We start from the raw sequence: 25,967 nt of genomic DNA, 5'->3' as shown, positions 1-25,967 counted from the left end.
AGCGCGGCCCGGCACCGGCGAACGGCCCTACTCTGATCGGCTCATCCCTGCGTTACCATCAGGTCACGGCGGACCAACAGTCGTACGTCGTACCAAATGCTGAACGCTTCGGGGCGGGACACAATGTCGCAGGCGGCACCGGACAACCTCATCGGACGAGCGACCGAAGTGGCGGCATTGGTGGCGCGCGTGCGCGACGCGGCGTCGGGCAGGCCGGGGCTCGTGCACCTGGTCGGCAGCCTACCCGGCATCGGGAAGTCGTCGTTGCTCGCGCTGCTGCGGCAGGCGCTGGGCGACGAGGCGACGATGCTCGTCACCGCCTGCGCGGAGGGCGGCGCGGACTACGACGGCATGCGCGGGTTGTTCGGTCCGGGCGCGGATCACCTGCTCACCACCGCACCGGACGCAGGGACGATTCCTCGAGCCCTCCAGTGCCTCGTGGGAGACCTCGCCACCACCCGGCCGCTGGTGGTCGTGCTCGACGACGCGCAGCACTGCGACCCCGCCACGGCGCGCTGGCTGGGCCTGCTCGCGCGCCGCGCGGCCGGGCAGCCGGTGTGCGTGGTGCTGGCGTACCCGTTCACCGCGCGGGCGGTGATCGAGTCGCTGTTCGCCGAGCTCACCGGGGTGCTCGACACGTCTCAACTGGAGCTGGGCCCGTTGTCGGAGGCCGACATGCGGGAACACGTGCGCCGGTGCTTCGGCGTGGCACCGCACGAGGACTTCCTGCGCGTCTGGGGCGAGGTCTGCGCGGGCCATCCCCAGATCGTGAGCCGGTGGTTCCCCCGGTTGCGGGAGGAGGGCAGGCTGCCCGACGCCGCGACCGCCGCGCTGTTGCGCGCCGAGGCGACGGCGGAGGCCACGGCGCTGACGATGGCGTGGCTGGCGGAGGAGACCGACCTCCTTCGGTACGCCACGGCGGTGGCGGTGATCGGGAGCGCCGAACCGCGGTCCGTCGCCTCGTTGTGCGGGCTGCCTCCGCACGTGGTGGAGCCGGCGAGGGCGATGTTGGGCCACGCCCGCATCCTCGACGAGGACGGCCGGTACCGCACGCATGCGCTGCGTGACGCCGTGCTCGGGCTGTGCACGCCGGAGGAGCTGGACGACCTGCGCTACCGCGGGGCGCAGATGATGTGGGACGAGGGCCGGTCGTGCCCGGAGATCGCCGACGTGATCGTGCCGATTCGCGAGCTGAGCGACATGTGCATGATCGTGACGCTGCGCAGGGCGGCGGAGGAGTCGCCGGCCGACGTCGCCGCCACGTACCTGCGGCGGGCCATGCTGGCCGCGCCCGCCTGCGTGGAGACCCGGCTCGAACTCGCGAACGTCCTGACGGACACCGACTGCCACGCCGCCTGCGACATGTACGCCGAGGCGCTTCCCCACGTCGAGGACGAGGAACTGCTGGACGCCGCCCTGCTCCGGTACGGCCTCGCCGCGATGCGGGCGAACCGGTCGCGCGAGGGGTTCGAGGTGCTGTCCGGCTTGCTGCCGCAGGTGACCGACCGCGTACCGGTCGAGGCCACGCTGCTCACCCTCGGCCTGATCGACCGGAGCACCGCGGTCCGTGCGGTGGAGCTGGCGCGGGACATCTCACCGCCCGCTTCCCTCAGCGCGCCGGGCCGGCGGCTCGTGGGTCAGCTGGCCAGAGCCGATGCGCACGCGGGTGAGCGGGCCGACCGAGCGCTGGAGCTCGCCCGGTCCGCGGTGCCGAGCGGCGCGTGTTCCTACTCGGACCTCTTCACGGGGCAGGTGTTGCACCACTGCGGCGCGTCGGAGGAAGCGGTGGCGGTGCTGAACCGCGTACCCGACCCCGGCGGCGCGGCGATGGCCACGCGTGCGCTCGTGCGGATCGACTGCGGCGAACTCGTCGACGCCGTCGTGGACGCGGAGAAGGCGATCCTGATCGCGGACCACCCCCGCAACCGCGCGGTGCTCGCGTACGCGCTGGTGTGCCGAGGCGAGGACGACCGCGCCGAGCCGTTGCTGGTCGGCCTCGACGGCCAGGACCCGCTGGAACGCGGCGTGGCTCTGGTTGCACGGGCCCGCTGGCTGCGCAACCGCGGCGACCGCGAGGCCGCGCTCACCGAGCTGCTGCACTGCGGCCGCGAGTTCGACGACTGGGGCGTGCGCAACCCGGTGTTCGTGCCGTGGTGGCTCGACGCCGTCACGCTCCTGGTCGAACTGGGCCGCTCGGCCGAGGCGCTCGTCGACCGCTTCCGGTCGCCGACGTGGGACACCGCACGGGCGCGCGGCTACGCCCTGCTGGCCGCCGGCCTGACCACCGGCGAGATCGACGTGCTGGAGCGGGCCGTCACCGAGCTGTCGGCCGCGGGCGCGCGCCTGCAGCAGGTCCAGGCACTCCTGGCACTGGGCACCGGCCTGCTGCGCCGAGGTGACGACCAGACCGCCCGCACCCACTTTCGCGCCGCCGTGGACCTGGCCGTCCGCTGCGGCGACACCGCCGCCGCCGAAGCCGCCCGCGACGCGCTGACCCTCGCCGGCGGCCGCATGAGCGCGGTGTCGGCAACCCCGCTGCAAACGCTCACCGGCGGCCAACGCCGGGTAGCCGAGCTGGTCGCCCAGGGCCTGACGAACCGGGAGATCGCCGAGGCGCTGTTCGTGACCGTGCGCGCGGTGGAGAGCCACCTGTCCAACGCCTACCGCAAACTGGGCGTGCGCACCCGCGCGGAACTCGCCGTCCAGGTCGCCTCGGCGGCCGGGTGAGAACTCCGCTGCTGGGCCGATCCGTTGAGCTGGCGGCGCTGGACCGCGCGGCCGCGTCGCTCGCTTCCGGCACGTCGGCGCTGGTGGAGATCGCAGGGCTGGCCGGGGTCGGACGCAGCGCGCTGGTGCGGTACGCGGTGGCGGCTGCTCGGCGGGCTGGGGCGGTGGTGCTGTACGCGGCTGGCGCCGGGGGTGCGGTTGTGGTGGGGGAGTTGCTGGCGCAGGTGCGGGTGGCGGCGGCTGAGGCGACGGGAGAGGCCGAGGTCTCCGCTTCCGTGCCTGGTGGTGCTGGCCTGGGGTCGGCTGCCTCTGCCGCCGTGGTCGCGGCTGGGCGGTTGCCGGAACGAGCGCGGGTGGTGGCGAGAGAAGCCTCTGGTTCTGTGTCTGGTGGTGACCACTTCGGTTCCGCCGCCGCTGCTGCGGTCGGGACGTTGCCGGAGCAGGCGCGGCTGGTGTCGGCTGAGACGACGGGCGGGACCGAGGTCACCGGTTCCGCCGCCTCCTCCGCAGTGCTCGCCCTCGCCCGCACCCGGCCGGTGCTGGTCGCGGTCGACGACGGCGACCGGCTCGACCACGAGGCGCGCGCGTGGCTCGCGGCGCTCGGCAGGCGGGCCGCCGGCACGTCTCTGATGATCGTCGTGGTGAGCGATGGTGTGCGGCCGGTCCTTGATGACGCGGTGGTGTTGACGCCGCGGCCGTTGGAGCGCGGCGATGTCGCGGTGCTCGCGGAGGCGGTGTGCGGTGATCGGCTTGAGGCCGGGGCGTTGGCGGAGCTCGTTGAGCTGACCGGGGGCAGGCCGCGGCTGGTGCGCGAGGTGTTGGAGCGGCGCGGGGACGCGGCGGGCGAGGTGGTCGGCGACGCGGTGGCGCGGGCCGTGCGTTCGTTGCCCGTGGAGGTGGCGGGGCTGGCGCGGGCGATTGCGGTGTGCGGGCCCGCGTTCGACCTCGATCTCGTTTGTTCGTTGGTCGAGTTGGGGGACTGGTCGGCCGCGCGGGCGGTGGACGTGCTGGTCGGGGCCGGGCTGGTCACCGCTGACGGGAAGCCGGTGCACCCGGTCGACCGGGTGTTGGACGGCATGGCACCGCAGGCGCGGCAGGAGTTGTACGCGCGCGCCGCACGGTTGGGGCATCGGTGTGCGGTCGACGAGGTGGAGCTGGCCAGGATCGTGGCGATGGCGCCGCCGCTCGGTGAGCCGTGGGTGGTGCCGTTGCTGCGCACCGTTGCCCGGCGCGCGGACGAGGGTGGTGACTCGGCGGCCGCGGCGCGTCATTGCGAGCGGGCGTTGCGCGAACCCGTCGACGCGCGCACGCGGGTCGAGTTGACGCTGGAGCTCGCGGTGGCCGAGAGCCGGTGCGCGCCGGAGGCCGGGGATCAGAGACTGGCGAGGATGCTGCTGGAACCGCAGCCCGAGGGGTGCGCGGAGGTGCGGCTCGCGGCGGCGGACCAGTTGCTGGCTCGTGGGGACGGGATGCTGGCGCGCCGGACGTTCGCCGCGATGCGGGCGACCGGGGTGGAACGGGATGGGATCACGGCGCTGTTCTGGTTCACCGGCGACGTGCAGCGGGAGATGCCCGAGCTGAGCGTGCTCGACGTCGAGGCGTTGCCGCGCTGGCCGGACGACCCGGAGCGCGCGGGCGTGGCGGCCTGGGAGGCCGTGTCGCGCGGGATGGACGTCGGACTCGCGGGTTCGCTGGCCCGGTTCGCGCTCGGCAGCCCGGCGGTGTCGATCCTCTGCCGGATCGTCGCGAGCGTCGCGTTGTCGTTCACCGACGACCTGGCCGGGGGGATCGCCGGTCTGGACGCGGCGCTCGCCGCGGCTCGTGACTGCGGCCTTCCTGCGGTGGCGGCCTACGCGCTGGTGTTGCGCGCCAGGGTCAACCTCCGCCGAGGCCACTACCGCGAAGCGGCGGCGGACCTGGCGCTGGCCGCCGCGCAACGGCCCAACTGGCATCCGCAGCACCGGCCGATGGTCATCGCGACCGAGATGCTGGTGAGCCTCGGCCTCGGCTTGCTCGACCAGGCACGGGAACTCGACGCGAGCGTGCCCGACTCCGAGTGGGGACCCGGCTTCACCTGGACCGGCTTCCTGTACGCGAGCGGCGTGGTGGCGTTGCGGGCCGGAGATCTCGACCGGGCGATCGAACGGCTGGAGGAAGCCGGACGCCGGTGGCGGCCGGGCCAGACGCCGAACCCGGCGGTGCTGCCGTGGCGCACGTTCGCCGCCGTCGCCTGGAGTGCCCGTGGCAACGCCGAACGGGCGGCCGAGTTGTGCCACGAGGAACTCGCGCTCGTCCGCCGCTGGGGCGCGCCCTCCCCGATCGCCCGAACGCAGCTGGTGTGCGCGAAAGTGCTGGGAGATCGGCGACATCTCACCGAGGCGGTCGAACTGCTGCGGGACTCCCCGGTGACCACGCTGCGGGCGACGGCGTTGCTGGATCTCGCCGAGACCGTCGATCCGTCGCAGGCGGAAACGCTCGTGCGGGAGGCGGCGCACCTCTCGTCGAGGGCGGGTGCGGTCGAGCTGGTCGACCGGGCGAGAGCGCTCGGGTGGGTGCCGGGCACATGACGACTCTGGTGGAACGGGACGCCGAACTGGACCTGGTCGCCCGCGCACTGCGCGAGGCCGCCGACGGATCAGGCTGTGCGATCGTCGTCGCCGGCCCGCTCGGCATCGGCAAAACCGCGCTGGTGCAAGCCTTCGCGGGACAGGCGGAGGGCGTCACGGTCCTGCGCGCGTCCGCTTCGCCGCTGGAACAGGACTTCGACCTCGGGGTCGTCCGCCAGCTGCTCGACTGGGGCGACGGGACGCTCGCGCTGCCGTTCAGTCGGGACGACCGGCTGCTCGTGCTCGTCGACGATCTGCAGTGGACGGACGACAGGTCACTGTCCGAACTGGACCGGTTGGTGCGGCGCGTGCACGACCTGCGCACCGTCGTGGTGATGACGGTCCGTGAAGGCGAGGCGGGTGCGGACCGGCCCGCGGCGGCGTCCGTCCTCTCGAACGCGACGTGCACGCTGCGGCCGAAACCGTTGACGGTGACGGGAACGGCGGCGGTGGTCCGCGAACGGCTCGCACGGGACGGGGACGACGAGTTCACCTCCGCGTGCCACGAGGCGACCGGCGGCAACCCGATGCTGCTCTCCGCGCTGGTGCTCGCGCTGGCGGTCGGCGGACGGCCGGTGACCGCCGAAGCGGTCCGCTCCTCGCGCACCTCTCAAGCCCGCGACCGGGTGGCCGCGTGCGTCCGCGCGCAACCGGCGCACGTCCAGGCGTTGCTCAAGGCGATGGTGGTGCTGCCGGACGAACCGCGGCTCGCGGCCGAACTGGCCGGGCTCGACGAGCTCACCGCCGCCGAGGCGGTCAGGCCGGCCCGCAAGCTCGGTCTCCTCCGCGGTGACGGGTTCGCCCACCCCGCCGTGTGCGAGGCGGTCGAGGAGACGATGGCGTCCGCCGAACGCACCCTGCTCCAGGAACGCGCGGTGCGTCTGCTGCACGACCGCGGCAGGCCTGCGGAGGAGATCGCGCGCCAGTTGCTCAGCATCACCACGCAGCAGGGCACGTGGGCCGTGACGGTGTTGCGCACCGCCGCCGACGTGGCGATGAGCCGCAGTGCACCGCACACCGCCGCGCGCTACCTGCGCCGGGCCCTGCTGGACTGCAGTCGCGACGGTCAGGACCGGGCCCGGACGCTCGTCGACCTCGCGGCCGCGGAACGGACTTTCGACCTGGCCGCCGCGGTCCGCACGATGGTGTCCGCCATGACGTTGTTCGCCGATCCGCTGGACCGCGCGGCCGCCGTGATCAGGCTGGCTCCGGTGGTGATGGGCGACGCGCCGCCCGGCCTGGTGCCGTTGCTGCGGATGTCCGGCGGTCAGGCCGAGGGCCTGACCGGGGTCGAGCGCGACCTGACCCTGCGCGTCGAGGCGAGGCTGAGGTACGCCACCGCGTCCAGCGCGATCGAACTGGACAGCTGTCGCACGCGGCTGCTGGGACTGGGCGCCGAACCGCCGCTGCACAGCGCCGCCGATCGGGAACTCGTGGCGGTGCTGCTGCACAACGTGATGCTCGGCGTGCGGCTGCCGTCGGCCGAGGTGGTCGCGCTGGCGAACCGGGTGCTCGCGAACGAGGCGGCGACGTCGCCGCACTCCGCGGGGATGGCGCCGTTGCTGGTGTCCACGCTCGCGGCCGCCGACGCGCCCGGCGCCGCGGCAGGGTGGCTCGACCAGGCACTGGAGGTCGCCCGGCACCGGGGCGATCTGGTCGAACAGGCGATGATCCGCACCGAGCAGTCGCTCGTGCACCTGCTGTCCGGGCAGCTGGCGGAGGCCGGGCAGGCCGCGGCGGACGCGTTCGAGCTCGGCGGCTGGGACTGGCAGACGACCGGCAGCGCCGCGGCGTTCGTGTCGGGTGCGGTGGCGTTGCAGCTGCGCGACCCCGTGCTCACCGAACGGGTGCTCGCCGCGGCCGGCGAACCGGTCAACGCCTGCCTCGCCGCGATCGTCGGCCTGTTGCGCGGGTCGGCGGCGGTGCTGCGCGGGGACCTGCCTGGTGCCGTGGAGCTGTTGCTGGACTGCGGAACGCGGTTGGACCGGTCCGGGTGGCGCAACCCGGTGATGGTGCCGTGGCGCAGTTCGCTCGCGTTGCTCGAACACCGGCTCGGTGATCGGGAGGACGCGCTGCGGCTCGCCGAGACCGAACGGCTGATCGCGGAGGAGTGGGGTGCCGCGTCGGGCATCGGCCGAGCGTGGCGGGTGCTCGGCGCCGTGACCGAGGGGACGCATGGCATCGCTCTGACCCGGCGTGCCGTGGAGGTGCTGGAGGGGTCGGGACACCGGCTGGAACTCGCGCGCGCGTTGCAGCAGTGGGCGCGGATGGCCGATGACACCGCGGTGTGGCGCCGCTGCCTCGACCTGGCCGTCGAGATCGGCGCCACCAACATTGCGAAACGTGCATATGCCGCACTCGACGGCACTTCCCCTGTTTTCGCCTCGCTGACCCCGTCGGAACGACGGGTGGCCATGCTCGCCGCCGCCGGCCGAGCCAATCAAGAAATCGCTGAAAAGCTTTCGGTCACGTCCCGGGCGGTGGAGAAACATCTGACCAACGCCTACCGCAAGCTCGGCGTGGGCGGCCGGACCGAACTCGGCGACGCCCTCCGGTACGCCGTTGTGCTGCAGCTCGACGGCTGACCGTACCGTTCGCGACCGAACGCGCCGACCACCCGAACCACGGCGCTGAGCACCACAGTCTTAAGTGAGTTTTGTTGACGCGTGCGTGGCTGACTCAATAACCTCCGAATATCGCTGAAAAGGGCGAAAAAATATTCGGTTTCTGATCTTCCGCAATTCTCACAAGGGGGCGACATGACGGAAGTCGCCGTCAACTGGAGTTCGACGCCCGGCCGCGTCCGCCGGGCGCCGCGGCTGGCCGGCGAGGACGACGTGCGGCTCGCCGAGTTCAGGGCGAAGATCCGCGCGGCGGGCGAGAACTGGGCCGGTGGCCGCTACGACGACCTGCTCGGCGTGCTCGAGGAAGCCGCCGAGGGACATCCGGCGTTCGCCGAGTTCGTGCGGGCGAGCGGGCCCGTTCTGACGGAGTTCCTGGACGGCTACCGCCGCAGGAACGAGGGGATCGCGTCGGCCCGCCGCGGTGACGTCGCGGGTGACCTCGTCGACGGCCACCCGATCGCGCCGGACGTGTACGACGCGCTCGCCGCCCGCTACCTGATCGTGGTCGTCCGCCTGTCCGACGTGACGAGGACCAAGCCCGTGCTGCACGAGGCGGCGGGCCCCGGCGCGTTCATGACGCGCAAGGAGTCCGGTCTGGTGATCCTCGTGCCCGACCTGGACCCGGAACGCACGCCCGCCATCACCCGGCAGCTGACACGGCACCTCGACGGCAAGGGCTGGCTCACCGTCGCGGCGCGGCCGAAGGCCGACATCGCCGACGGCTACCGGGAGGCGGCGGACGTGATGCGCCTCGTCGTGGCCGGCCGCCGTCCCGGTGGCGTCTACAACATCTCCGACGTGCTGGTCGAGTACGCGGTGACCCGGCACGAACACGTGACCCGGAGCCTGGTCTCGATCCTCGACCCGCTGCGAGCCCACCCCGTGCTGTGGGAGACGCTGGTCGCGCTGGTCGACGCCGATCTTCAGCGCAACCAGACCGCGCGCAACCTGTTCGTGCACCGCAGCACGCTGGACTACCGGTTGCAGCGGATCGCGGGCATCACCGGCTGCGACCCGACGAGCGGGCGGGGCGGCCACACGCTGGTGGCGGCGATGATCGCCGACGGCTACTCGGGATGACCGCTCGGCTGATCCCCGTCGTCGTCCACTTCGACGAGCTGGACTCGCTCGGCATGCTGCACAACTCGCGCTACCCGCTGCTGGTGGAGCGAGCCTGGATGGAGCTGTGGCACGGACCGGGTGCCCTCGTCGACCGCGAGCCGCGGCTGGCCGCCGACATCTCGGGCGTGGTGGTCAAGGAGCTGCGGATGACCTACGAGGCACCGGTCACCCGGCACGGCCGGTACGCGGTCGAGCTGTGGATCGAGCAGATCGGCACGACCAGCCTGACGTACGGGTTCCGCTTCTGCGCCGCCGACGGAGACCTCACCCACGCCCACGGCACGCGCACCGTCATCCGCCTCGATCCGGGCACGCTGCGTCCCGCGCCGTGGAGCGAGCGGCTGGTGTCCGCGGGCCAGGAACTGATGCGCTGATGGGGGAACACGACTTGAACGACGAGGAACTGCGGCGCCAGGCCGAACTGGCCGCCGAACTGGCGGCGGCGTGGGCCGACGTCACCGAGGCGGAGCGGTCGCTCGCACCCGAGGTGGTCCGGCACCTCAAGGCCGCGGACCTGCTGAACCCCGGTGTTCCCCGTGCGCTGGGTGGCAGTGAGGCCGCGCCCCGGACGGCCCTCGAAGCCGCGGAAACCGTTGCCTTCGGTGACGCCTCGGCGGGGTGGTGCGTCGGTATCGCCGCGACCAGCAGCCTGCTCGCGCACTACCTGCCGAAGGACGGCGCGGAAGAGGTGTTCGGCGACCCGCGTTCGTCCGCCGCGAGAGTGTGGGCGCCCACGGGTCGCGCGCGTCCTGCCGACGACGGCTTCGTGGTCTCCGGCCGGTGGACGTTCTGCAGCGGTGTCAAGCACTCCGAGTGGTTCTTCGGCGGAGTCGTGGTCGACTCCGGCTCCGGCTCCGAACCGCCGGTGCTGCGCATCGCGGCACTGCCCACCTCCGAACTGACCGTCGTCGACACCTGGCACACCAGCGGACTGCGCGGCACGGGCAGCCACGACGTCGTGGCCGAGCAGGTCTTCGTGCCCGCCGACCGGCTGTTCTCCATTGTGGACGGACCGGCGGCGGATGCCGAACCGCTGTACCGGTTTCCGTTGAACGGGTTCTTCGCGGCCGCGGTCGCCGCGGCGGCGCTGGGCAACGCGCGCGGGGCGGTCCGCGACCTGAGCGTCCTCGCGACGACCAAGAAGTCCGCCGGATCGTCGCGCGTGCTGGCCGAGCGGTCGGCCACCCAGGAGAAGTTCGCCCGTGCCGAGGCGGCGCTGCGGCTGGCTTCGACGCACGCGGCACGGGTCGCGGCGGAGGTCGCCTCGTCGATGTACGAGCTCGGCGGCGGCACCGCGATCTACGAGACTTCGCCGTTGCAGCGCCGTTTCCGGGACGCGAACACCGCCACCGCGCACTTCCTCGTGAGCCCCGTGACGTTCGAGCTCACCGGACGGATCCTGCTCGGCCTGCCGGCGCGGACCGACCAGTGGTGAGTGATCTGTCCAATCCGGACTGACTGCCCGATCGGAGCGGAAGATGCTGATGACAAGCGGAGTCGCCGGCCGGTTCGGCAGCACGAGCACCTCGTCGATGCGGGTGCTCGTGCTGCCCACCGAGGGCGGCCTGTCGATGGTCGAGATCAGCGCGGGCCAGGCCGGTGCGGTCCTGCCCGGCCTCCTCGGCGATCCTGTCGTGGCGCGCAGGTGCGCCCTGCCCGGCCTGGAGTTCTGGGTCGGCGACAGCGTGCCCGACGGTGAGGTGAACCGCGGGGCGAGCCTCATGCTGATGTTGTTGCTGCAGGACGTGGCCGCCGGGAAGTACGAGCTCGACGTCGTTTCGCGGGCCAGGGCGGCGCGGCAGCTGGCGAGCACGGACTGGGCGAAGGTCATCCGGGGAACGTGCGTGGTGACCGGGCTCGACGACGCGGGCGTCGTGCCGGCCCCGCTGGGCGAGCCCTTCTGGCGCTGGCTCGGTCTGGTACTCGTGGAAGCACATGATTACGGCAAAACGGAAGCCGCTCAGGTGATCGCGGCGTGTCTGGGGCTTGAGATCGACTTCGGGCCGGGCGATCCGCTGCCCGGCCTCCGTGGTCTGGAGTCGAGGTAACTGTCGGATTTGGACAATTCAGCGGCGTGACTTCGACGAATTGTCGACTGTTCCTCGCGGCGGTGCCACTCCCAGACTGATCGAACCCAGTCCGGGAGTTCTCCTCGAGGGAAGGACGGCCGATGTCGCAGGACCTGCAACCGTCGTTGCGCAAGCGGCACCTCAGCATGATCGCCATCGCCGGCGTCATCGGCGCCGGGCTGTTCGTCGGCAGCGGTGCCGCGATCGGCAAGGCGGGACCCGGCGTGCTCCTCTCCTACGCCGCCGCCGGCCTGCTGGTCGTGCTGGTGATGCGGATGCTGGGGGAGATGTCCGCGGCCAACCCCGACACCGGCAGCTTCTCCGCCTACGCCGAACGTGCGATCGGACCGTGGGCAGGCTTCGCGATCGGGTGGCTGTACTGGTGGTTCTGGGTCGTCGTGGTCGGCATCGAGGCCACCGCGGGCGCCGCCATCGTGCACCGCTGGGTTCCGGCCGTGCCGCAGTGGACGTGGGCTCTCGTGCTCACGGTCGTGCTGACGCTGACGAACCTGTACTCGGTCAAGTCCTTCGGCGAGTTCGAGTTCTGGTTCGCCGGCATCAAGGTCGCGGCGATCACCGTGTTCCTCGTGCTGGGCGTGCTGGCGATCGGCGGCCTGCTGCCGGGCTTCTCCTCGCCGGGGCTCGACAACCTCACCGGCCACGGCGGGTTCTTCCCGCAGGGCACCGGTCCGGTCTTCGCCGCGATGCTCGTCGTGGTCTTCTCCTTCTTCGGCGCGGAGATCGCCACCGTCGCGGCGGGGGAGTCGGCCAACCCCGTGCAGGCGGTGCGTGCCGCGGTGAAGTCGGTGGTGTGGCGCATTCTCGTCTTCTACATCGGCTCGATCGCCGTCGTGGTCACGTTGCTGCCGTGGGACGACGCCAACGTCGCGAAGAGCCCGTACGTCGCGGTGCTGGACACGCTCGGCCTGCCCGCGGCCGCGGTGGTCATGGACGCCGTGGTGCTCACCTCGGTGTTGTCCTGCCTGAACTCGGGGCTGTTCACCGCCTCCCGCATGGTGTTCTCGCTCTCCCGGCGCGGTGAGGCGCCCGCGGTGCTCGGCAAGGTCTCCCGGCGAGGAGTGCCGACGGCCGCGGTGCTGGCCTCGACCGTCGTCGGGTTCGCCACCGTGGCGTTGAACTACCTCTCGCCGGACACGGTGTTCCTCTTCCTGGTCAACTCCTCCGGCGCGGTGGCGATCTTCGTGTGGCTGGCGATCGCGGTGTCCCAGCTGCGGATGCGGCGGCAGCTGGAACAGCAGACCCCCGACCAGCTCACGCTGCGCATGTGGGGCTACCCGTACCTGACGTGGGCGACGATCGTCGGCATGGTGGCTCTGCTCGTGGGCATGCTGTTCGACGCCGACGCCCGTTCCCAGTTGTTGCTGAGCCTGCTCGTCGCGGCGGTCGTGGTGGCGGTCGGCGTGGTGCGCGGCCGCCGGAACGCACCGCGAACCACGGTGAGCAGTTCCTGATCAGGCCGCTGGTTCGACGGGCACGACCCGGTGCACCTTCTTCGGTCGCTCCAGGCACTTGTACGGGCCTGGAGCGCCGACGGCGGCGGGTCCGACCGGAGTGGGCAGCACGTAGGGCTCGGCGGCGTCCAGATCGACCTCGTAGCCGAGGTCGATGAGGCTGCCCGCGGTGAGCCTGCTGATCGGGTTGCCCTTGCCCCCGATGGTGCTGGACATCAGTTCGGTGCGGAACTTGGACTCCCGCCAATGGCTGCCCACTGAACCGTCGCCACCGACGTTCTCCACGGGCACGGTTTCGGCCAGACCGCCGAGGAGATGGCCGTACTCGATCATCGCCAGCCGCCCGGTGAACTGGGGGTCGTTGGTGCCGATGCCCTGAACCAGGCCCACTTCCTCCCACAGCGAGCCGATGCCGAGCACGTGCCCCATCTCGTGGGTGATCACGTCGTGGAGCGTGCCCTCCGCCTCCATCTGCTCGAGATCGGCGGTGTCGAACCGCATGATTCCCTTGCACGGCAAGCCGCCGACGCGGATGTGCGTGAACCCCGCCTCCGCGAGGACGTCGCCCACCCCGCCCAGATCCGCGCCCTCGGCGAGAATCAGCACGTCGTCGATGATTTCGCCGTCCACGATCACGTCCGGCAGGTCGCCGACGATGACTTTGGCCCAGCGATCGGCCGCTTGAGCGAAAGCAGCTTGCTGAGTAGCCGTCAGGCCATCTCCGAACTGGACGGTGATGACGAACGGCGACGTGGTCGCGGCGATTTCGAGCGCCCGACTGGCGTCGGCGCGGGCTGTGTAGACCTTCATGATCGTTCCCTCGGAGCCGTACGACATCTGTACGCAGGTAGTCGTCCAGCGCCGATCGACGTAACGCCAAGTCACTCATTCGGACGCATAGCGCTTGCCTATTCGGGCGTACGGGTGCTGAGCCATCGGTGCAGCGCGATCGCCAGCTGCACCGGTGCGTCGTACTGCACCAGGTGCCCGGCGTTCTCGATGATCTCCAGACTGGCGCCCGGGATCAGGTCCGCGAGCCGGTGGCCCCGGTCCGGCGGGATCCACGTGTCCTGGTCGCCCCAGATGACGTGGGTCGGCACGGTGACCGCCGGAAGCCGGTCGTGGAACTCGTCGGTGAACCGTTCGTCGGCCTGCGCGATCTGGCGGTAGAACGCGGCCTGGCCCTCGGCGGTCAGCCACGGTCCGGTCAGCGTCGCCAGCTGCTCGTCGGTCAGGCCGCGGTGGCTGGCGCCGCGGATGTAGGCCTCCAGCGCACCGCGGTGCACCGCCGGCGGCTGCGCCGTGAACGTGTCGGCGTGGGCGGCGACCAGCCGGAAGAAGTCCGAGCCCCACGGCCGCAGCGCGACCACGTCCACCAGCGCGAGTGACCTGTAAATGGCGCCGTGCAACAGATGCGCGCGCAAGGACACCGCTCCGCCGTAGTCGTGGGCCACCACGTGCGGCTCGGCCAGTTTCCAGTACGTGAGCAGGTCGGCGAACAGCTCACCTTGGACGGCGAGGTCGACCGCGTGGTCAGGATGTTTCGAGGAAGCGCCGTAGCCGGGCATGTCCCACAGGTAGACGGTGAACTCGTTGCTCAGGGCGTCCGCATACGGTTCCCACAGGCGCGACGACCACGGCGTGCCATGACACAACACCACGGCAGGGCCTCGACCGCGGACGTCCCAGGCGACCGTGCGACCGCGCCAGTGGAACTGCTGAGAGAGATCCATGATCTCCATCAAAGCATCGAGGACGGCACGTCACCTGACAGTGCAAGGCTGGTCGTTCAAGGTGAAGGAACGCGGCGCGGGATTGTCCGACAGCTGCATACCGGTCACCACGACGAGCTGCGAGCGTCCGACGGGAATCGTGGCGGACTCCGGGACGTTCGTGGCGCTCACCCGCGAACCTGATTGGCTGACCACGGCATTCCGCGCCTCCGCCACGACCTGGCCGTCGGCGAACGTCCACCGCAGAGTCCAGGCGGTGATCGGGGAGAGTCCGGTGTTGCTGATCGTCACCTCCGCCCGGAAACCGTTCGCCGTCTGGTGGGTGAGCCGATAGCGGATGTCGCAACCGTGCGGGGAGTCCTTCGCCTGACCCCGGCAGGGCGCACCCCACAGGCCGAGTTCGCTCTTCGCCGCCTCGGCCTCGGCGTCGATCAGCGCGCGATCGTCCGGCGAGTCGGTGCGCATGATCCCCTGGCGCACGGCCATCACCGCGTAGTCGGTGCCGTCCTTGAGTCGCAGTGCAGAGGCGTCGGCGACCACGCGGTCGACCGGGTCGATGCGAACGGCCTTGTCCTGCAAGAACTTCTTGGCGAAGGTCGTGGCGGCGCCGGCCCAGCACTCTTCCGGAGCGGCGAGCCCTTCGACGCGGACCTGAGCCCCGTCGGACAGCAGCACGGTGCGCCCGTCCAGCACGTCCCGCACGGTCACGAAAGCATCGGAGAGGGTCGGCGGTGCGACAGGCGCTGCTGAGGACGGTGGGGTGGAACCGTCCGGAGTGGTCACGTCGTCAGCGGTGCACGCCGTGGCCAGGAGCACCGCGGCCGCCACCACGATGCTCCGACACCTGTGCTTCATTGCTTCCCCCGGGCTGCGGTCACATAGGTGAGCGAGGCTCAGGGGAAAGTAGACCAATCTCCATTGGTGGTCAATGCAAGTCGTTCGGGCAATCGAATGTCGTCGAATGAATCGAGTGAAGTCAGGCCGGCTGGCGTTGCCACTGTTGTTCAGTGCCGCTGCCACAGGTCATCTGCACGGCGGTTGCGCCGTCCGCGGTCGCCGCGTCCTTGATGGTGAGGCACTTGTTGCTGTGCCTGGCGATGACCTGAAGCCGGCCACCGCCGGCGTCCTGGAGACGCCACTGCTGGTTGGTGTCGCTGTGGCAGGTCCACTGGGTGATCCGGACGCCGTCACCGATGGCGCCGGCACCGCCGTAGACGTCCAGGCACTTGCCGCTGTTGACGTTCACGACCTGGGCGTGGCCGTCACCGGTGTCGCGGAACTCCCACCGTTGGTTGTTCTGGCCGTTCGCCGTCCATTGGACGATGTCCGCGCCGTCGTCGGTGGAGAGGTTGAAGACGTCCAGCAGTTTGCCGCTGTGCCCGGCGGTCAACGTGTGCACGGTGGCGGTCGTCCTCGGTGAGAGCCGGTACAGACCGGCGCCGTGGGCGGGCAGCGACCGGGTGAACGTCGTGCTGACTGTGCCGAGGCCCGCTCCGGACCACAGGTCCGTGACGGTGGCCGAACCCATGCCGAGCGCGGAGAGGGTGGCCGACACGGTGCCGGATGTGTTGTCGCGGTTGAACAACGCGACGTACCTGTCGTTGCTGCCGGGGATGTCGGCCGCCCACACCTGGCGCGAGCCGCCGACGAGCTGACGGTTGTTCGTGCTGTTCTGATCGACCGACATCACTGCGGCGTTGGTCATCAGCGCCAGGTCGGAGGCGCGGTTCTCGACGAGATTGCCGCCCCACATCAACGGGGAACGGTTGATCGTCCACAACGTCATGAGGGTGCGTTGCTCGTCCGGGCTGAGGTTGGAGTAGCGGGACGGGCCGTTGGGGCCGAACTTGGACAGCCTTCCGATCGGGATCATGTCGGGGTCGGGGTAGGCGCCCTTCGCCCGGTACCGCGTCCAGTCCCGCAACGGGTCGAACAGGTTGTTGACGCCGGGCCAGTCGTCCCACAAATCGTTGACGATGCGCCACATGTGGGCGTTCGCCTGCACGTGCGGACCGGCGGCCAGCGGGGTGGGGCCGGGGGAGAGGCTGAGCACCATCGGCCGTCCGCTGCGCTGGATGGCCAGCCGGTAGCCCTCGACCTCCGCCTGCCGGTAGGTGGGCGCGGCGATGTCGTCGACCTTGACGTAGTCCACGCCCCATCCCGCCAGGAGCTGGAACATCGAGTCGAGGTACGCCTGCGCGCATGCGTTGCTCATGTTCAGGCCCCACATGAGGTTGAGCCAGGCCGCGGTGGTGTTGTTGTTGATCTGGTTGGCACGGCAGCTCGTGCCGAGGATCGGCACGTTGTCGGCCACGGCCTGGCGCGGGATGCCGCGCATCAGATGCACGCCGAACTTCAGGCCCTGGGCGTGGACGTAGTCGGCCAGCGGCTTGAAGCCGTTGTTCCCCGCCGCGGACGGGAAACGCGTGGTGTCGGGCAGCAGCCGTCCGTTGGCGTCCATGCGCAGCCGGGGGTTGAGGTTCGCGTCCTGGTTCGGGCTGCTGTTGTGCCTGCCCGGGTAGTACCACGCCCAGTCGATCACGACGTACTGCCAGCCGTGCGGTTTGAGGTTGGTCCTCATGTAGTCGGCGTTCGCCTTGACGTCCGACTCCGTGACGCTCCAGTTGAACGCGTCGTAGCTGTTCCACCCCATCGGCGGGGTGTCCGCCGTTCCGTTGTCCCACGCGGCGGCGGTCTTCGGCTCGTCGACCGCGACGGTCGCCGTGATCACCAGGGTCAGGAGGGCCAGTATTGCGATCGTGCGTTGCCTGAGGCGTAGCGTCATTGCACCCTCCGACGGGGATCGTGAACGGACCCGGTCGAGCAGTGCGCAATGTTAGCGCTAACAGTGAGGCGCTAGACAAGGGGAAGCGGAATATTCATTTTTAGCAAGGGTGTTCGCAGATCGACAAATCTGTCGATTGTTCGACTCGGCTCCTATCTGTTAGCGATCACATCCGCCCGGCTCACACGGCGAAGAACGTCCGTGACGTGCCGGGGACGGAGGTGCTCACGCCGTTGGTCGTGTCCGTGAGCAGAATGTCGGTGTAGGTCACGCTCGCCAGGACGAGCCGCTGACCGCGCGGGCAGGCGAAGCCGCCGGCGGAGGGCGTTCCCGTGGTCAGACTCGCCCGCACGCGGCCGTTCTTGGCCTCGAACGAGCCGGTGGCCGACACCTCGGAGTTGATCGTCTCCTTGTTGGCGGCCTGCGGGTGGTTGCCGCCGCCGTTGATGCACGCGAACACCGCTGTGGCGTCGGCGGTCAGCGTGTAGTCGATGTTCTCGTTGCCGAGACCTCTCTCGTCGAACGAGACGGTCAACCCGCCGGTGCTGGTGACGCTGCCGGTGGCCGAGTGGAACTTCGGGGCGTCCGCCCCCGCGGTCGCCGTCGCCAGGAACAGCGCGGTGGCGACCGTCACCAGGACGATGATCAGTTTGCGCATCGGGTTCTTCTTTCGGGGACCCCCAAGGGTTGCTCATCGTCGAGCGGATGCTACGACCGCCCGCCGGACGCCGCGAGGGGTCGTTGGCCCTGTTCACCCAGTGCAGTTCCCCGGTAGCAGAACCCGTCCGCGGTGTCCTAAGTGGATCACCTGGGTGCCACTGTGGACGGACATGACCTTCGGTCACGCGACCGCGGACGGGAAGGTTGCACACCTACCTCCTTCCGTAACCAGGACGGAACGCCGGGCGATACATCTCCACGTCGAGCGGAATGGGGGAAGCGACCGTGAAGGCCGAACGGGACCTGACCGGACACCGGGCGCAAGCGGTGCTCGTGATCGCCGTGGCGGCGCTGCTGTCGTCCGGCGTCGTCAACGTGCTGATCGCGGTGGTCGAGTCCGTGGTCTGGCCGGTGGTCGTAGGCGTGGGCTGGGTGGTCGTCGCGGCCGGAGTGGTGATCGAGGCCGAGGCGGCCGGCGTCACGTCAGCCGCAGCACGGGTTTGATCGTGACGCCGGCCAGCACGTCGTCCACCGCCTGCCCGATCTCCTCGAACTTGTAGTGGGTGACCAGCCGGTCGATCGGCAGCCTGCCCGCGGTGATGAGCCCGACGAGCGCCGGGATGAGCGACTGCGTCTCGGCGTCGCCCATGGTGAGCCCGACGACCTGGCGGCCGGGCAGCATGAAGTTCACGTCGACGGGCACCTGCGTGCCGAACGCGGGCGCGCCGACGATCACCGCGGTGCCGCGGGCGGCGAGTGAGGACACCGCGGTGCCGAGCACCCCGGCGTTCCCGGTGGTCTCCACGACACCGTCGGCACCACGGCCGGAGGTGAGCGCGGCGACCGCCTCGCCGAGGTCCTGGCGGGTGGTGTCGATCGTGTCGGTGGCGCCGAGCTCGGCGGCGAGCGCCAGCCGCCGGGGAACGCGGTCGGCCGCGATGATCCGGGTCGCCGGGGTGAGCCTGGCCGCCATGACGGCCGAGAGCCCGACCGCGCCCGCGCCGGTGACGAGCAGCGTGGCGCCGGGCCGCGGGGCCAGCACGTTCCAGACCGCGCCGGCACCGGTCATGATCCCGCAGCCGAGCGGGGCGAGCAGGTCGAGCGGCGCGTCGGCGGGGACCTTGACCAGGCTGCGTTCGTCGACGACGGCGTGGTGGGCGAAGCTCGACTGGCCGAAGAAGTGACCGCCGAGCGGGACGCCGTCGCGGGAGATCGGCGACGTCCCGTCGGCTCGTTCGCCGCCGATCAGGTTCGACGGCAGCCAGGTGTCGCAGTAGGCGGGGTGGCCGGCGCGGCAGTTCGCGCACCGGCCGCACGAGGTGTAGCTCAGCAGCACCTGGTCACCGACCGCGACCGAGGTGACCCCGGAACCGACCTCCTCGACGATCCCGGCGCCCTCGTGGCCGAGCACACCGGGCAGGGGGAAGGGCAGGTGACCGGCCGCCACCCCGAGGTCGGTGTGGCAGACCCCGGCGGCGGTGACCCGGACGCGCACCTCGTCGGGCCGCAGGTCGTCCAGCACGACCTCGGAGAGCGCGAACGCGGCGCCGGCGGACTCGACGACGGCGGCCGTCGTGGTGGTGGGCATGGCTCTTCCTCCGGTGGACTTCAGGCTGGGGACTTCAGGCTGGGGAACTCAGGCCGGGGAACTCAGGCCAGGGAAACGACGACGGACTTGGTCCTGGTGTAGCCGGCGAGCGCCTCGGGGCCGTACTCGCGGCCGTAGCCCGAGTCCTTCACACCGCCGAACGGGATCGCGGGGTCGAGCATCGCCCAGTCGTTGATCCAGACGATGCCGGCCTGGAGCCGGGCCGCCACCCGGTGGGCGCGGGCGAGGTTCTCGGTCTGCAGACCGGCGGCGAGGCCGTAGGGCGTGCTGTTGGCCATCGCGACGGCCTCGTCCTCGGTGTCGAACCGCTGCACCGTCAGCACCGGGCCGAAGATCTCCTCCCGCACCACGGACGAGTTGTCCGGCAGGTCCGCGATCACCGTCGGTTCGAAGTAGCAGCCTTTCCTGTCGACCCGGTGGCCGCCCGTGACGATCCGGCCGCCGTCGGCCTTCGCCTGCGCGACATAGCGTTCCACTTTGGACAGATGGCGTTCGGCCGCCATCGGGCCGATCACGGTCGCCGGGTCGAACGGGTCGCCGAGCGGGACGTGCGGCACGGCCTCGGCGAGTGCGCCCAGGACCGCGTCGTACAACGGCGACGCGACGAGCAACCGGGGGCCGCCCATGCAGAACTGACCCGTGTTGAAGACGAAACCCTTGATCGCCGCGCCGATCGCCTTCTCGAGGTCGGCGTCCTCGAAGATGATGTTCGCCGCGTTGCCGCCCAGCTCCATGGTCACGGGCTTGAGCTGGGAGCCCGCGATGCTCGCGGCCTGTCTGCCGACGGTGGTCGACCCGGTGAACGCGACCTTGTCCACGCCGGGGTGGCGGATCAGGTGCTCACCGATCTCGGCGCCGTAGCCGGTCACCACGTTGACGACGCCGGCGGGCACGCCCGCCTCGGCGAGGATCTCGGCCATCAGCAACGCGCTCAGCGGCGTGTCCTCCGCGGGCTTGTGCACGACCGTGTTGCCGGCCGCGAGCGCGGGCGCGATCTTCGAGCTCGACAGGATCAGCGGGAAGTTGAACGGCGTGATCGCCGCGACCACCCCGATCGGCTCGCGGCGGGTGTAGGCGTGCGACGGAATCGGGATCTGCCGCGTCGCTCCGTCGAGGGTCTGCGCCAGTGCCGCGTAGTACTCGTACTGCTCGGCGGTCGTCTCCACGTCGACCGCGCGGCACAACGAGATCGGCTTGCCGACGTCGAGGCTCTCCACCGCGACGAGCTCGTCCGCCCTGGCCCGCACGACCTCCGCGACCCGGTTCAGGATCCGCCCGCGCTGCCGCCCCGGTGTCGCCGCCCAGCCATCGAGTGCCGCCCTCGCCGCGTCGACTGCGGCGTCCACGTCCGCGGTCGTGCCCCAGGCGACGGTGGTCACGACGGAACCGGTCGCCGGGTCGGCCACGGCGATCCGGCCGTCCTCGGTGGACTCCCGCCACTGCCCCCCGATGAACAACCTGCCGGGCGCGACCTCGGGACGGCGCACCGTTGCGGCCGGCCGGTCGTCGACTGTCGTCATGATGTGTTTGCCTTTCTGTGCAAGGCTTCGGATGATCGTCGAGCTGGGCGGAGAAGGTGAGGCGTTGTGCGACCGTCGCTGATGTACGAGATCAAGCAGGTGGAACTGGCGGTGCGTGCGCTCATGGACGAGGTGCTGCGTCCCACCGGGGTGACGGCCCTGCAGTACACCGCGCTGACGGTGCTGGCCCGTCGTGACGGCCTGACTTCCGCGGAACTGGCGCGCAACTCGTTCGTGACGGCGCAGACGATGACCGACATGGTCGGCGCGCTGGAACGACGCGAGCTGATCGTGCGCACCCAGGATCCCGCGCACGGCAGGCGGTTGCTGATCAGCCTGACGGACAAGGGAAGGACGTTCCTGGAGGAGCACGCCGCCGCGTTCGCCGCGATCGAGGAGCAGATGGTGAGCAGGCTCAGCAAGGAGGAGCGAACCTCGTTGCACGACATGCTCAACCGGTGCCGTGCGGCTCTCGCCGATCACTAGGACCTGTATCGAAGTCCGGATCCGCGATAGCCGGGCCTGAGGCGGCCCCTGGAGGCACGGCCGACCGGCCCACATACAACACCGGTATGCGGACCGGTCGTCCGCACCACCAGGAACCACCTCAGGCGCGACTCTCATCGAACCCAGACTTCGATACAGGCCCTAGCCACCACGCATGTTCAGCTCCTCGTCGAGCGGTCAGCGTCACGACCTTGAATATCAGGAATCCTGACATTGAAAGCATGAGCCGACCTGGTTGAACTGTCAAGAAGTTCTTGGGTCCCAAGATCACGAAGAGGGTCCCCGCAGTATCTGACCTGCGAGAACCCTCTTGGCCGCGGGAACCGGCACGGCGCCGTCAGTGTGAACGTCAGTACTGCGGCTGCTTCAGCAGCGACTCGTGCCCGGCGATCTCGGGCTGGTACACCTGCTCGTCCCAGGCCTCGGCCGGCACCGGCTGCAGCGCGATCGACACGACGGTGTCCGGGCAGCCGAACGCGCCGGTGACGGCCGCGGTCAACGCGTCCGACAGCGCCGCGGCCTGGTCCGGCGAGAGCGTGGCGGGAAAGTGCTTGATGGTCACGTGCGGCATGAGGGTCCTCCTTGGGTGGAACGGATGTGATCGACGAGGGAATCCACGAGCGGGAGGCGGAGCATTCCGTAGTGATCCGCCGGTACGTCCACAAAGGACACCTGGGCGCGCACGGCGGGTCGTTCGATGAACGACGGCTGGTCGCCCGCCGCGCGGAACACCGTCACGGGGGCCGCGATGGCACGGGTCGCGAGCTCTCGGTCGGTGTGGTCGAAGCGGTACGTCCGGTGCACCACGCGGGCGATTCGGCGGACCAGCTCGGGGTCGAGGTCGAGCCGGGCGCTCACGAACGCCGTGAACGTGGCCTCGTCCCGCGTCGCGCGCAGGCATTCCTCCAGCAGGTCACCGGAAACCAAGCCGGCGAAGACCGAGAACAGGATCGTGACGTAACCGCGGCTGCGCCAGCTCGGCGTGCGGTCGGTGCCGCCGGCCCTCGGGTTGCCCGGCGCGATCAGGAAGAGCTGTTCCACCCGCTCCCCGTCGCGCTCCAGCTGGTGGGTCGCCTCGAACGCGACGCGCGCGCCGAAGGAGTAGCCCCACAGCGTGTACGGGCCCCGCGGTTGCTTGCGGCGGATCAGTTCCAGGTCACGTGCCGCCATCTCGCCGATCGACGGATACGCGGTCTCGCCGGCGTTCACGCCGTGCGCCTGCACGCCGTAGAACGGGCGGCCGGCGCGCGCGGCGAGCTGACGCAGGTTCATCGGATAGCCGCCCAGACCCGGCCAGCAGTACACGGGTTCGAGCGTGCCCGCGGCGTTCAGCCGGATGAGCCGGGACGCCGCGTCCGCGGTGTCGCCTTCCACCACCTTGGCCAGGGCCTCGACCGTCGGCGCGTCGAACAGCACCTGCAACGGCAGGGACAGGCCGAAGTCCTTGTTGATCCGGTTCACCAGGCCCACCGCCAGCAGCGAGTTGCCGCCGGAGGCGAAGAAGTCGGCCTGCACCGAGACGACCTCGACCTTCATCAGCCGGCCCCAGATCTCCCCGATCCGGCGTTCGGTCTCGGTGCGCGGTTCGACCACCACCTGGTCGGACGAATCCACCTCGGCGAGGTCAGACTCGGCCAGCGACCGCGTGTCGATCTTGCCGTTCGCCGTGTGCGGCAGGCGGTCGAGCACGACCACCTTGTTCGGCATCATGTAGTCCGGCAGGAACGAGCGCAGGTCGTCGCGGATCAGCTCGGTGGGACCCTTCATGTGCACCGCGTCCTCCTTCATGCCGCGGTGGCGGATCTGTTCGGCGCTGACCCTGCCGCCGATGGAGAAGTACGACGGGCCCACCGGCAGTCCCCGCTCGTCGAGCAACGACGCCAGCCGCCGGTGCGAGGGCAGGTCGTGACCGCTCTTCGAGCTGTAGCCCGACGACATGAGGCCAAGGCCGCGCACCGCCTGCAGCCGGTGCAGGACGCGGCCGAGTTCCAGGTAGGAACGCCACTCCTGCCCGGTGCGGCTGACCAGGGCGACGCCGAAGCTGGCGCGTTCGTAGGCCTGCTGGTTGATGGCGATGACGTGCCTGCGTTCGATCACGCCGTCCGCGACCGGCTCGAAGTCGTTGCCCACCAACCGGTAGAGGCCGCCCGGCAGACCGGCGACGCGGTCGCCGTGGGCTTGCACGTACACGTCCATCGGTTCCTCGGCCGGCGCCGGATGCGCGGGCACGAAGTCGAACGCCCCCAGGTAGTAGTCCTCGTCCACGCATTCGAGGTGTGCCATGACTTCGGGGGCGTGGCCGGCGGCGCGCACCGTCAGCCCGTGCTCCGGCAGGATCTGCTCGAACAGGCCCACCATGTGCCCGGCCTCGATCTCCAGGACCTCCAGGACGTTGGTGCGGTACACCGGTTCGATGGCCCGCCGCTTGCCGACGAAGTGCACCCTGGCCCGCGGTGGTCCACCGGCTGCCTTCGGCTGAATGAGGTACAGCCGGTGTTCGACCGGGTGGTAGTAGTAGAACCCCGGCGCGAGGCCGAACAGGTCGTCGATCTCCAGGTACAGCTGGGTGGCGTAGAGCGAGCCCGGCGAGGCGTACCCGTACTTGGGCAGCAGCCGCTTGACGCTGCGGAACTGGCCGAAGAACCGCATGATGCGGCCGAACTCCTCCTGTCCCAGGGAAGCCGGGTCACGTGACGTCGTCGCGGTCGTCCGCGCCCGCAGGAGCGCGAGGACGTCGTCGCGGGTGACCTCGCCACCCTCGTAGAACCGGTAGGTCTTGCGGGCGAACACCGTGCGGCGCTGGAAGGCCGTCGGCTCGCGGCCGGGCAGGTCGAGTCCCGGCTTGCCGTCCAGCTCGTCGGACTCCCGGCAGCCGAGGTCGGACAGCTGCGCGCGCAGCTGCACCCGGCCCGCCTTGGACTGGTGGTGCGCGCCGTGGCTGCCCTGGTCCATCAGCGCGGCTTCCTTGGGGTTCAGCTCGACGAACGCCACGAGGTTCTGGAACCCGGTGCGCGGGTCGTCCCGCACCACCACGGCCGCGTGCTTGATCCACTCGTGCGTTTCCAGCGCCAGCCGCACCTCGTCGAGCTCGACCCGGAACCCGCGCAGCTTCACCTGGTTGTCCGTGCGGCCGACGAAAACCGCTGTGCCGTCGGAGTTCCAGTACGCGAGGTCACCGGTGCGGTACAACTTCGGCGAGTCGAAGTCGGCGCGGAACGGGTTGTCCACGAACCGGTCCGCGGTCAGGTCCGGCCTGCCGATGTAGCCGCGGGCGAGCTGCAGGCCGCCGATGTACAGCTCACCGATCTCGCCGATCGCCACGGGTCTGCGGTCGCCGTCCAGGATGTAGTACTGCGTGTTGTGCACGGGTTTGCCGATCGGCACCGTGGGTGGACCGTCCGCGACCACGGCCGGATCCACCCGGTGCGAGGACGAGTTGATCGTGCATTCGGTGGGCCCGTAGAGGTTGACCAGCTCGCGGTCGGGAAGCTCGGCGAAGAACCGTTGGGCGAGCGAACGGGAGAGTGCCTCGCCGCCGCAGAAAACCTGTTCGAGCGTGGTGCACTCGGTGATCCGCTCGGTGTCCACAATGGCCTGCAACAGGGTCGGTACGCACTGCAAAGTCGTTACGCCGTACGCCTTGATGGTGTCGACGAGCGCTTCCGGGTCGCGGTACACGCCGGGTGCGCCCATGACGACGGTGCTGCCGCAGGCATTGGCCAGGATCTCCCACTGGGCCGCGTCGAAGCTCATCGGCGTCTTCTGCAGCACGACCCGGCGGTGGTCGATGCCGTGCGTCTCCGCGAGCCAGCACAGCTGGTTCACGATCGCCCGGTGCTCGATCATCGCGCCTTTGGGTTTGCCGGTGCTGCCGGACGTGTAGATCACGTAGGCGATGTCCCCCGGCGCGGGCTGCGGTGGATCGCCCGCGCCGGTGGGGATCTCGTCGATGACGACGACCGAGGTGTGCGGCGGCACCAGGCCGCGCAACTTCCCGGCGAGCTCCCGCTGGGTGAGGATCAGGTCGCCGCCGAAGTCCTCGACCATGTAGCGCAGCCGGTCCTCCGGGTACTCCGGCGCCAATGGCAGGTAGGCACCGCCCGCGTGCAGCACCCCCCAGGCACCCACGATCAGATCGGACGACGGGTACACGAACAGCCCGACGCAGTCGTCCTTGCGCACGCCCAGGTTCCGCAGATGGGTCCCCACCGCCCTGGCCCGCGCCGCGAGCTCCGTGAACGTCAGCCGCTCGTCGCCGTGCGCCACCGCGATCTCACGACCACGCAGGCGCACCTGGTCGTCGAGCAGGTCCACCAGCGTCCGCTCGGGCAGATCCCGCCGCGTCCGGTTGAACTCTCGTGTGTGCGCATCGGCGTCCAGCAAGGCGCGTTTCACGTCGACCCCCTTCGTTGCAGCGGCCTTTCTCCCCCTCAGGTTCAGAAAGGACGCTGTCGAAGCGCTATCGGTCCGGTATGGACGGCGCAGAGACGAAAACGCCCGACGGGCGAACCCATCGGGCGTTTTTGTCCACAA

General features: G+C 70.4%; 19 protein-coding genes. 10 read left to right on the top strand and 9 right to left on the bottom strand.

Annotated features, from left to right (window positions below; translation table 11 throughout):
- The first annotated feature begins 96 nt into the window (after positions 1-96).
- The 8 genes from G7043_RS30560 to G7043_RS30525 all read left to right on the top strand — a co-directional run bounded on the left by G7043_RS30560 (position 97) and on the right by G7043_RS30525 (position 12,620).
- Positions 97-2,727 (top strand): helix-turn-helix transcriptional regulator, encoded by a 2,631-nt coding sequence (locus G7043_RS30560; protein WP_166051481.1) that lies wholly within the window; start codon positions 97-99, stop codon positions 2,725-2,727.
- Positions 2,724-5,294: an AAA family ATPase gene (locus tag G7043_RS30555; protein WP_166051479.1), complete on the top strand. Its 2,571-nt coding sequence runs from the start codon at positions 2,724-2,726 to the stop codon at positions 5,292-5,294. Before G7043_RS30560 ends, G7043_RS30555 begins: the two co-directional genes overlap by 4 nt.
- The gene (locus G7043_RS30550) at positions 5,291-7,918 is read left to right on the top strand and encodes a LuxR C-terminal-related transcriptional regulator (RefSeq protein WP_166051477.1); all 2,628 of its coding nucleotides are present in this window, start codon (positions 5,291-5,293) and stop codon (positions 7,916-7,918) included. Before G7043_RS30555 ends, G7043_RS30550 begins: the two co-directional genes overlap by 4 nt.
- A gap of 174 nt (positions 7,919-8,092) precedes the next feature.
- Positions 8,093-9,037 carry a PucR family transcriptional regulator gene (locus tag G7043_RS30545; protein ID WP_166051475.1) on the top strand — a complete coding sequence of 315 codons (945 nt, stop codon included), beginning with the start codon at positions 8,093-8,095 and terminating at the stop codon, positions 9,035-9,037.
- Complete coding sequence (locus G7043_RS30540; RefSeq protein WP_166051473.1) at positions 9,034-9,453, top strand: acyl-CoA thioesterase; 420 nt, start codon at positions 9,034-9,036, stop codon at positions 9,451-9,453. The genes G7043_RS30545 and G7043_RS30540 overlap by 4 nt, the downstream gene beginning before the upstream one ends.
- Positions 9,453-10,514 carry an acyl-CoA dehydrogenase family protein gene (locus tag G7043_RS30535; protein WP_166051471.1) on the top strand — a complete coding sequence of 354 codons (1,062 nt, stop codon included), beginning with the start codon at positions 9,453-9,455 and terminating at the stop codon, positions 10,512-10,514. The genes G7043_RS30540 and G7043_RS30535 overlap by 1 nt, the downstream gene beginning before the upstream one ends.
- Positions 10,515-10,557: 43 nt before the next feature.
- Positions 10,558-11,127 carry a hypothetical protein gene (locus tag G7043_RS30530; protein WP_166051469.1) on the top strand — a complete coding sequence of 190 codons (570 nt, stop codon included), beginning with the start codon at positions 10,558-10,560 and terminating at the stop codon, positions 11,125-11,127.
- Between the two features lie 122 nt (positions 11,128-11,249).
- A complete protein-coding gene (locus G7043_RS30525) occupies positions 11,250-12,620 on the top strand; it encodes an amino acid permease (protein ID WP_166051467.1) in 1,371 nt (456 codons plus the stop codon).
- Here the strand turns inward: G7043_RS30525 and G7043_RS30520 are convergent, their stop codons facing one another.
- From G7043_RS30520 to G7043_RS30500, 5 genes are all read right to left on the bottom strand, one after another.
- Positions 12,621-13,430, bottom strand: a complete 810-nt coding sequence (locus tag G7043_RS30520) for a leishmanolysin-related zinc metalloendopeptidase (RefSeq protein ID WP_166051465.1) — start codon at positions 13,428-13,430, stop codon at positions 12,621-12,623. It abuts the gene before it with no gap.
- Positions 13,431-13,528: 98 nt separating this feature from the next.
- Positions 13,529-14,353 (bottom strand): alpha/beta fold hydrolase, encoded by an 825-nt coding sequence (locus G7043_RS30515; RefSeq protein WP_166051463.1) that lies wholly within the window; start codon positions 14,351-14,353, stop codon positions 13,529-13,531.
- Between the two features lie 30 nt (positions 14,354-14,383).
- Positions 14,384-15,208, bottom strand: coding sequence for a cellulose binding domain-containing protein (locus tag G7043_RS30510; protein WP_166051461.1), 825 nt, complete (start codon positions 15,206-15,208; stop codon positions 14,384-14,386).
- Between the two features lie 121 nt (positions 15,209-15,329).
- Complete coding sequence (locus G7043_RS30505) at positions 15,330-17,138, bottom strand: alpha-galactosidase (protein ID WP_166051459.1); 1,809 nt, start codon at positions 17,136-17,138, stop codon at positions 15,330-15,332.
- A gap of 181 nt (positions 17,139-17,319) precedes the next feature.
- On the bottom strand, positions 17,320-17,796 hold the full coding sequence (locus G7043_RS30500) for a hypothetical protein (protein WP_207311937.1): 477 nt from the start codon (positions 17,794-17,796) through the stop codon (positions 17,320-17,322).
- A gap of 287 nt (positions 17,797-18,083) precedes the next feature.
- On the opposite strand from G7043_RS30500, the gene G7043_RS30495 reads away from it, so the two are divergent.
- Positions 18,084-18,302, top strand: coding sequence for a hypothetical protein (locus tag G7043_RS30495; RefSeq protein WP_166051457.1), 219 nt, complete (start codon positions 18,084-18,086; stop codon positions 18,300-18,302).
- Here G7043_RS30495 and G7043_RS30490 read toward each other — a convergent pair.
- Both G7043_RS30490 and G7043_RS30485 read right to left on the bottom strand, forming a co-directional pair.
- Positions 18,277-19,386: an NAD(P)-dependent alcohol dehydrogenase gene (locus G7043_RS30490; protein WP_166051454.1), complete on the bottom strand. Its 1,110-nt coding sequence runs from the start codon at positions 19,384-19,386 to the stop codon at positions 18,277-18,279. The two genes, G7043_RS30495 and G7043_RS30490, sit on opposite strands and share 26 nt — an antisense overlap.
- 62 nt (positions 19,387-19,448) lie before the next feature.
- Positions 19,449-20,927, bottom strand: a complete 1,479-nt coding sequence (locus G7043_RS30485) for an aldehyde dehydrogenase family protein (protein ID WP_207311936.1) — start codon at positions 20,925-20,927, stop codon at positions 19,449-19,451.
- A gap of 66 nt (positions 20,928-20,993) precedes the next feature.
- Here G7043_RS30485 and G7043_RS30480 point away from each other — a divergent pair, with 66 nt between their 5' ends.
- Positions 20,994-21,413 (top strand): MarR family winged helix-turn-helix transcriptional regulator, encoded by a 420-nt coding sequence (locus G7043_RS30480; RefSeq protein ID WP_313888155.1) that lies wholly within the window; start codon positions 20,994-20,996, stop codon positions 21,411-21,413.
- A gap of 370 nt (positions 21,414-21,783) precedes the next feature.
- On the opposite strand, the gene G7043_RS30475 is transcribed toward G7043_RS30480, so the two are convergent.
- Positions 21,784-22,005, bottom strand: coding sequence for a tautomerase family protein (locus tag G7043_RS30475; RefSeq protein WP_166051453.1), 222 nt, complete (start codon positions 22,003-22,005; stop codon positions 21,784-21,786).
- Positions 21,993-25,829 (bottom strand): non-ribosomal peptide synthetase family protein, encoded by a 3,837-nt coding sequence (locus G7043_RS30470; protein WP_166051451.1) that lies wholly within the window; start codon positions 25,827-25,829, stop codon positions 21,993-21,995. The genes G7043_RS30475 and G7043_RS30470 overlap by 13 nt, the downstream gene beginning before the upstream one ends.
- Positions 25,830-25,967 lie beyond the last annotated feature (138 nt).

The sequence above is a fragment of the Lentzea alba genome (genome assembly GCF_011067745.1).
Lineage (GTDB): Bacteria > Actinomycetota > Actinomycetes > Mycobacteriales > Pseudonocardiaceae > Lentzea > Lentzea alba.
Note: the sequence above shows the minus strand (reverse complement) of the source record. Positions and strands in the feature narration are given on the sequence as shown.

Excerpts from the sequence above, each read along its gene's own strand:
- G7043_RS30560 (WP_166051481.1), top strand. The coding sequence starts at position 97 with ATGCTGAACGCTTCGGGGCGGGACACAATGTCGCAGGCGGCACCGGAC.
- G7043_RS30550 (WP_166051477.1), top strand. The coding sequence starts at position 5,291 with ATGACGACTCTGGTGGAACGGGACGCCGAACTGGACCTGGTCGCCCGC.
- G7043_RS30545 (WP_166051475.1), top strand. The coding sequence starts at position 8,093 with ATGACGGAAGTCGCCGTCAACTGGAGTTCGACGCCCGGCCGCGTCCGC.
- G7043_RS30540 (WP_166051473.1), top strand. The coding sequence starts at position 9,034 with ATGACCGCTCGGCTGATCCCCGTCGTCGTCCACTTCGACGAGCTGGAC.
- G7043_RS30535 (WP_166051471.1), top strand. The coding sequence starts at position 9,453 with ATGGGGGAACACGACTTGAACGACGAGGAACTGCGGCGCCAGGCCGAA.
- G7043_RS30530 (WP_166051469.1), top strand. The coding sequence starts at position 10,558 with ATGCTGATGACAAGCGGAGTCGCCGGCCGGTTCGGCAGCACGAGCACC.
- G7043_RS30525 (WP_166051467.1), top strand. The coding sequence starts at position 11,250 with ATGTCGCAGGACCTGCAACCGTCGTTGCGCAAGCGGCACCTCAGCATG.
- G7043_RS30520 (WP_166051465.1), bottom strand. The coding sequence starts at position 13,430 with ATGAAGGTCTACACAGCCCGCGCCGACGCCAGTCGGGCGCTCGAAATC.
- G7043_RS30515 (WP_166051463.1), bottom strand. The coding sequence starts at position 14,353 with ATGGATCTCTCTCAGCAGTTCCACTGGCGCGGTCGCACGGTCGCCTGG.
- G7043_RS30510 (WP_166051461.1), bottom strand. The coding sequence starts at position 15,208 with ATGAAGCACAGGTGTCGGAGCATCGTGGTGGCGGCCGCGGTGCTCCTG.
- G7043_RS30505 (WP_166051459.1), bottom strand. The coding sequence starts at position 17,138 with ATGACGCTACGCCTCAGGCAACGCACGATCGCAATACTGGCCCTCCTG.
- G7043_RS30500 (WP_207311937.1), bottom strand. The coding sequence starts at position 17,796 with ATGCGCAAACTGATCATCGTCCTGGTGACGGTCGCCACCGCGCTGTTC.
- G7043_RS30490 (WP_166051454.1), bottom strand. The coding sequence starts at position 19,386 with ATGCCCACCACCACGACGGCCGCCGTCGTCGAGTCCGCCGGCGCCGCG.
- G7043_RS30485 (WP_207311936.1), bottom strand. The coding sequence starts at position 20,927 with ATGACGACAGTCGACGACCGGCCGGCCGCAACGGTGCGCCGTCCCGAG.
- G7043_RS30475 (WP_166051453.1), bottom strand. The coding sequence starts at position 22,005 with ATGCCGCACGTGACCATCAAGCACTTTCCCGCCACGCTCTCGCCGGAC.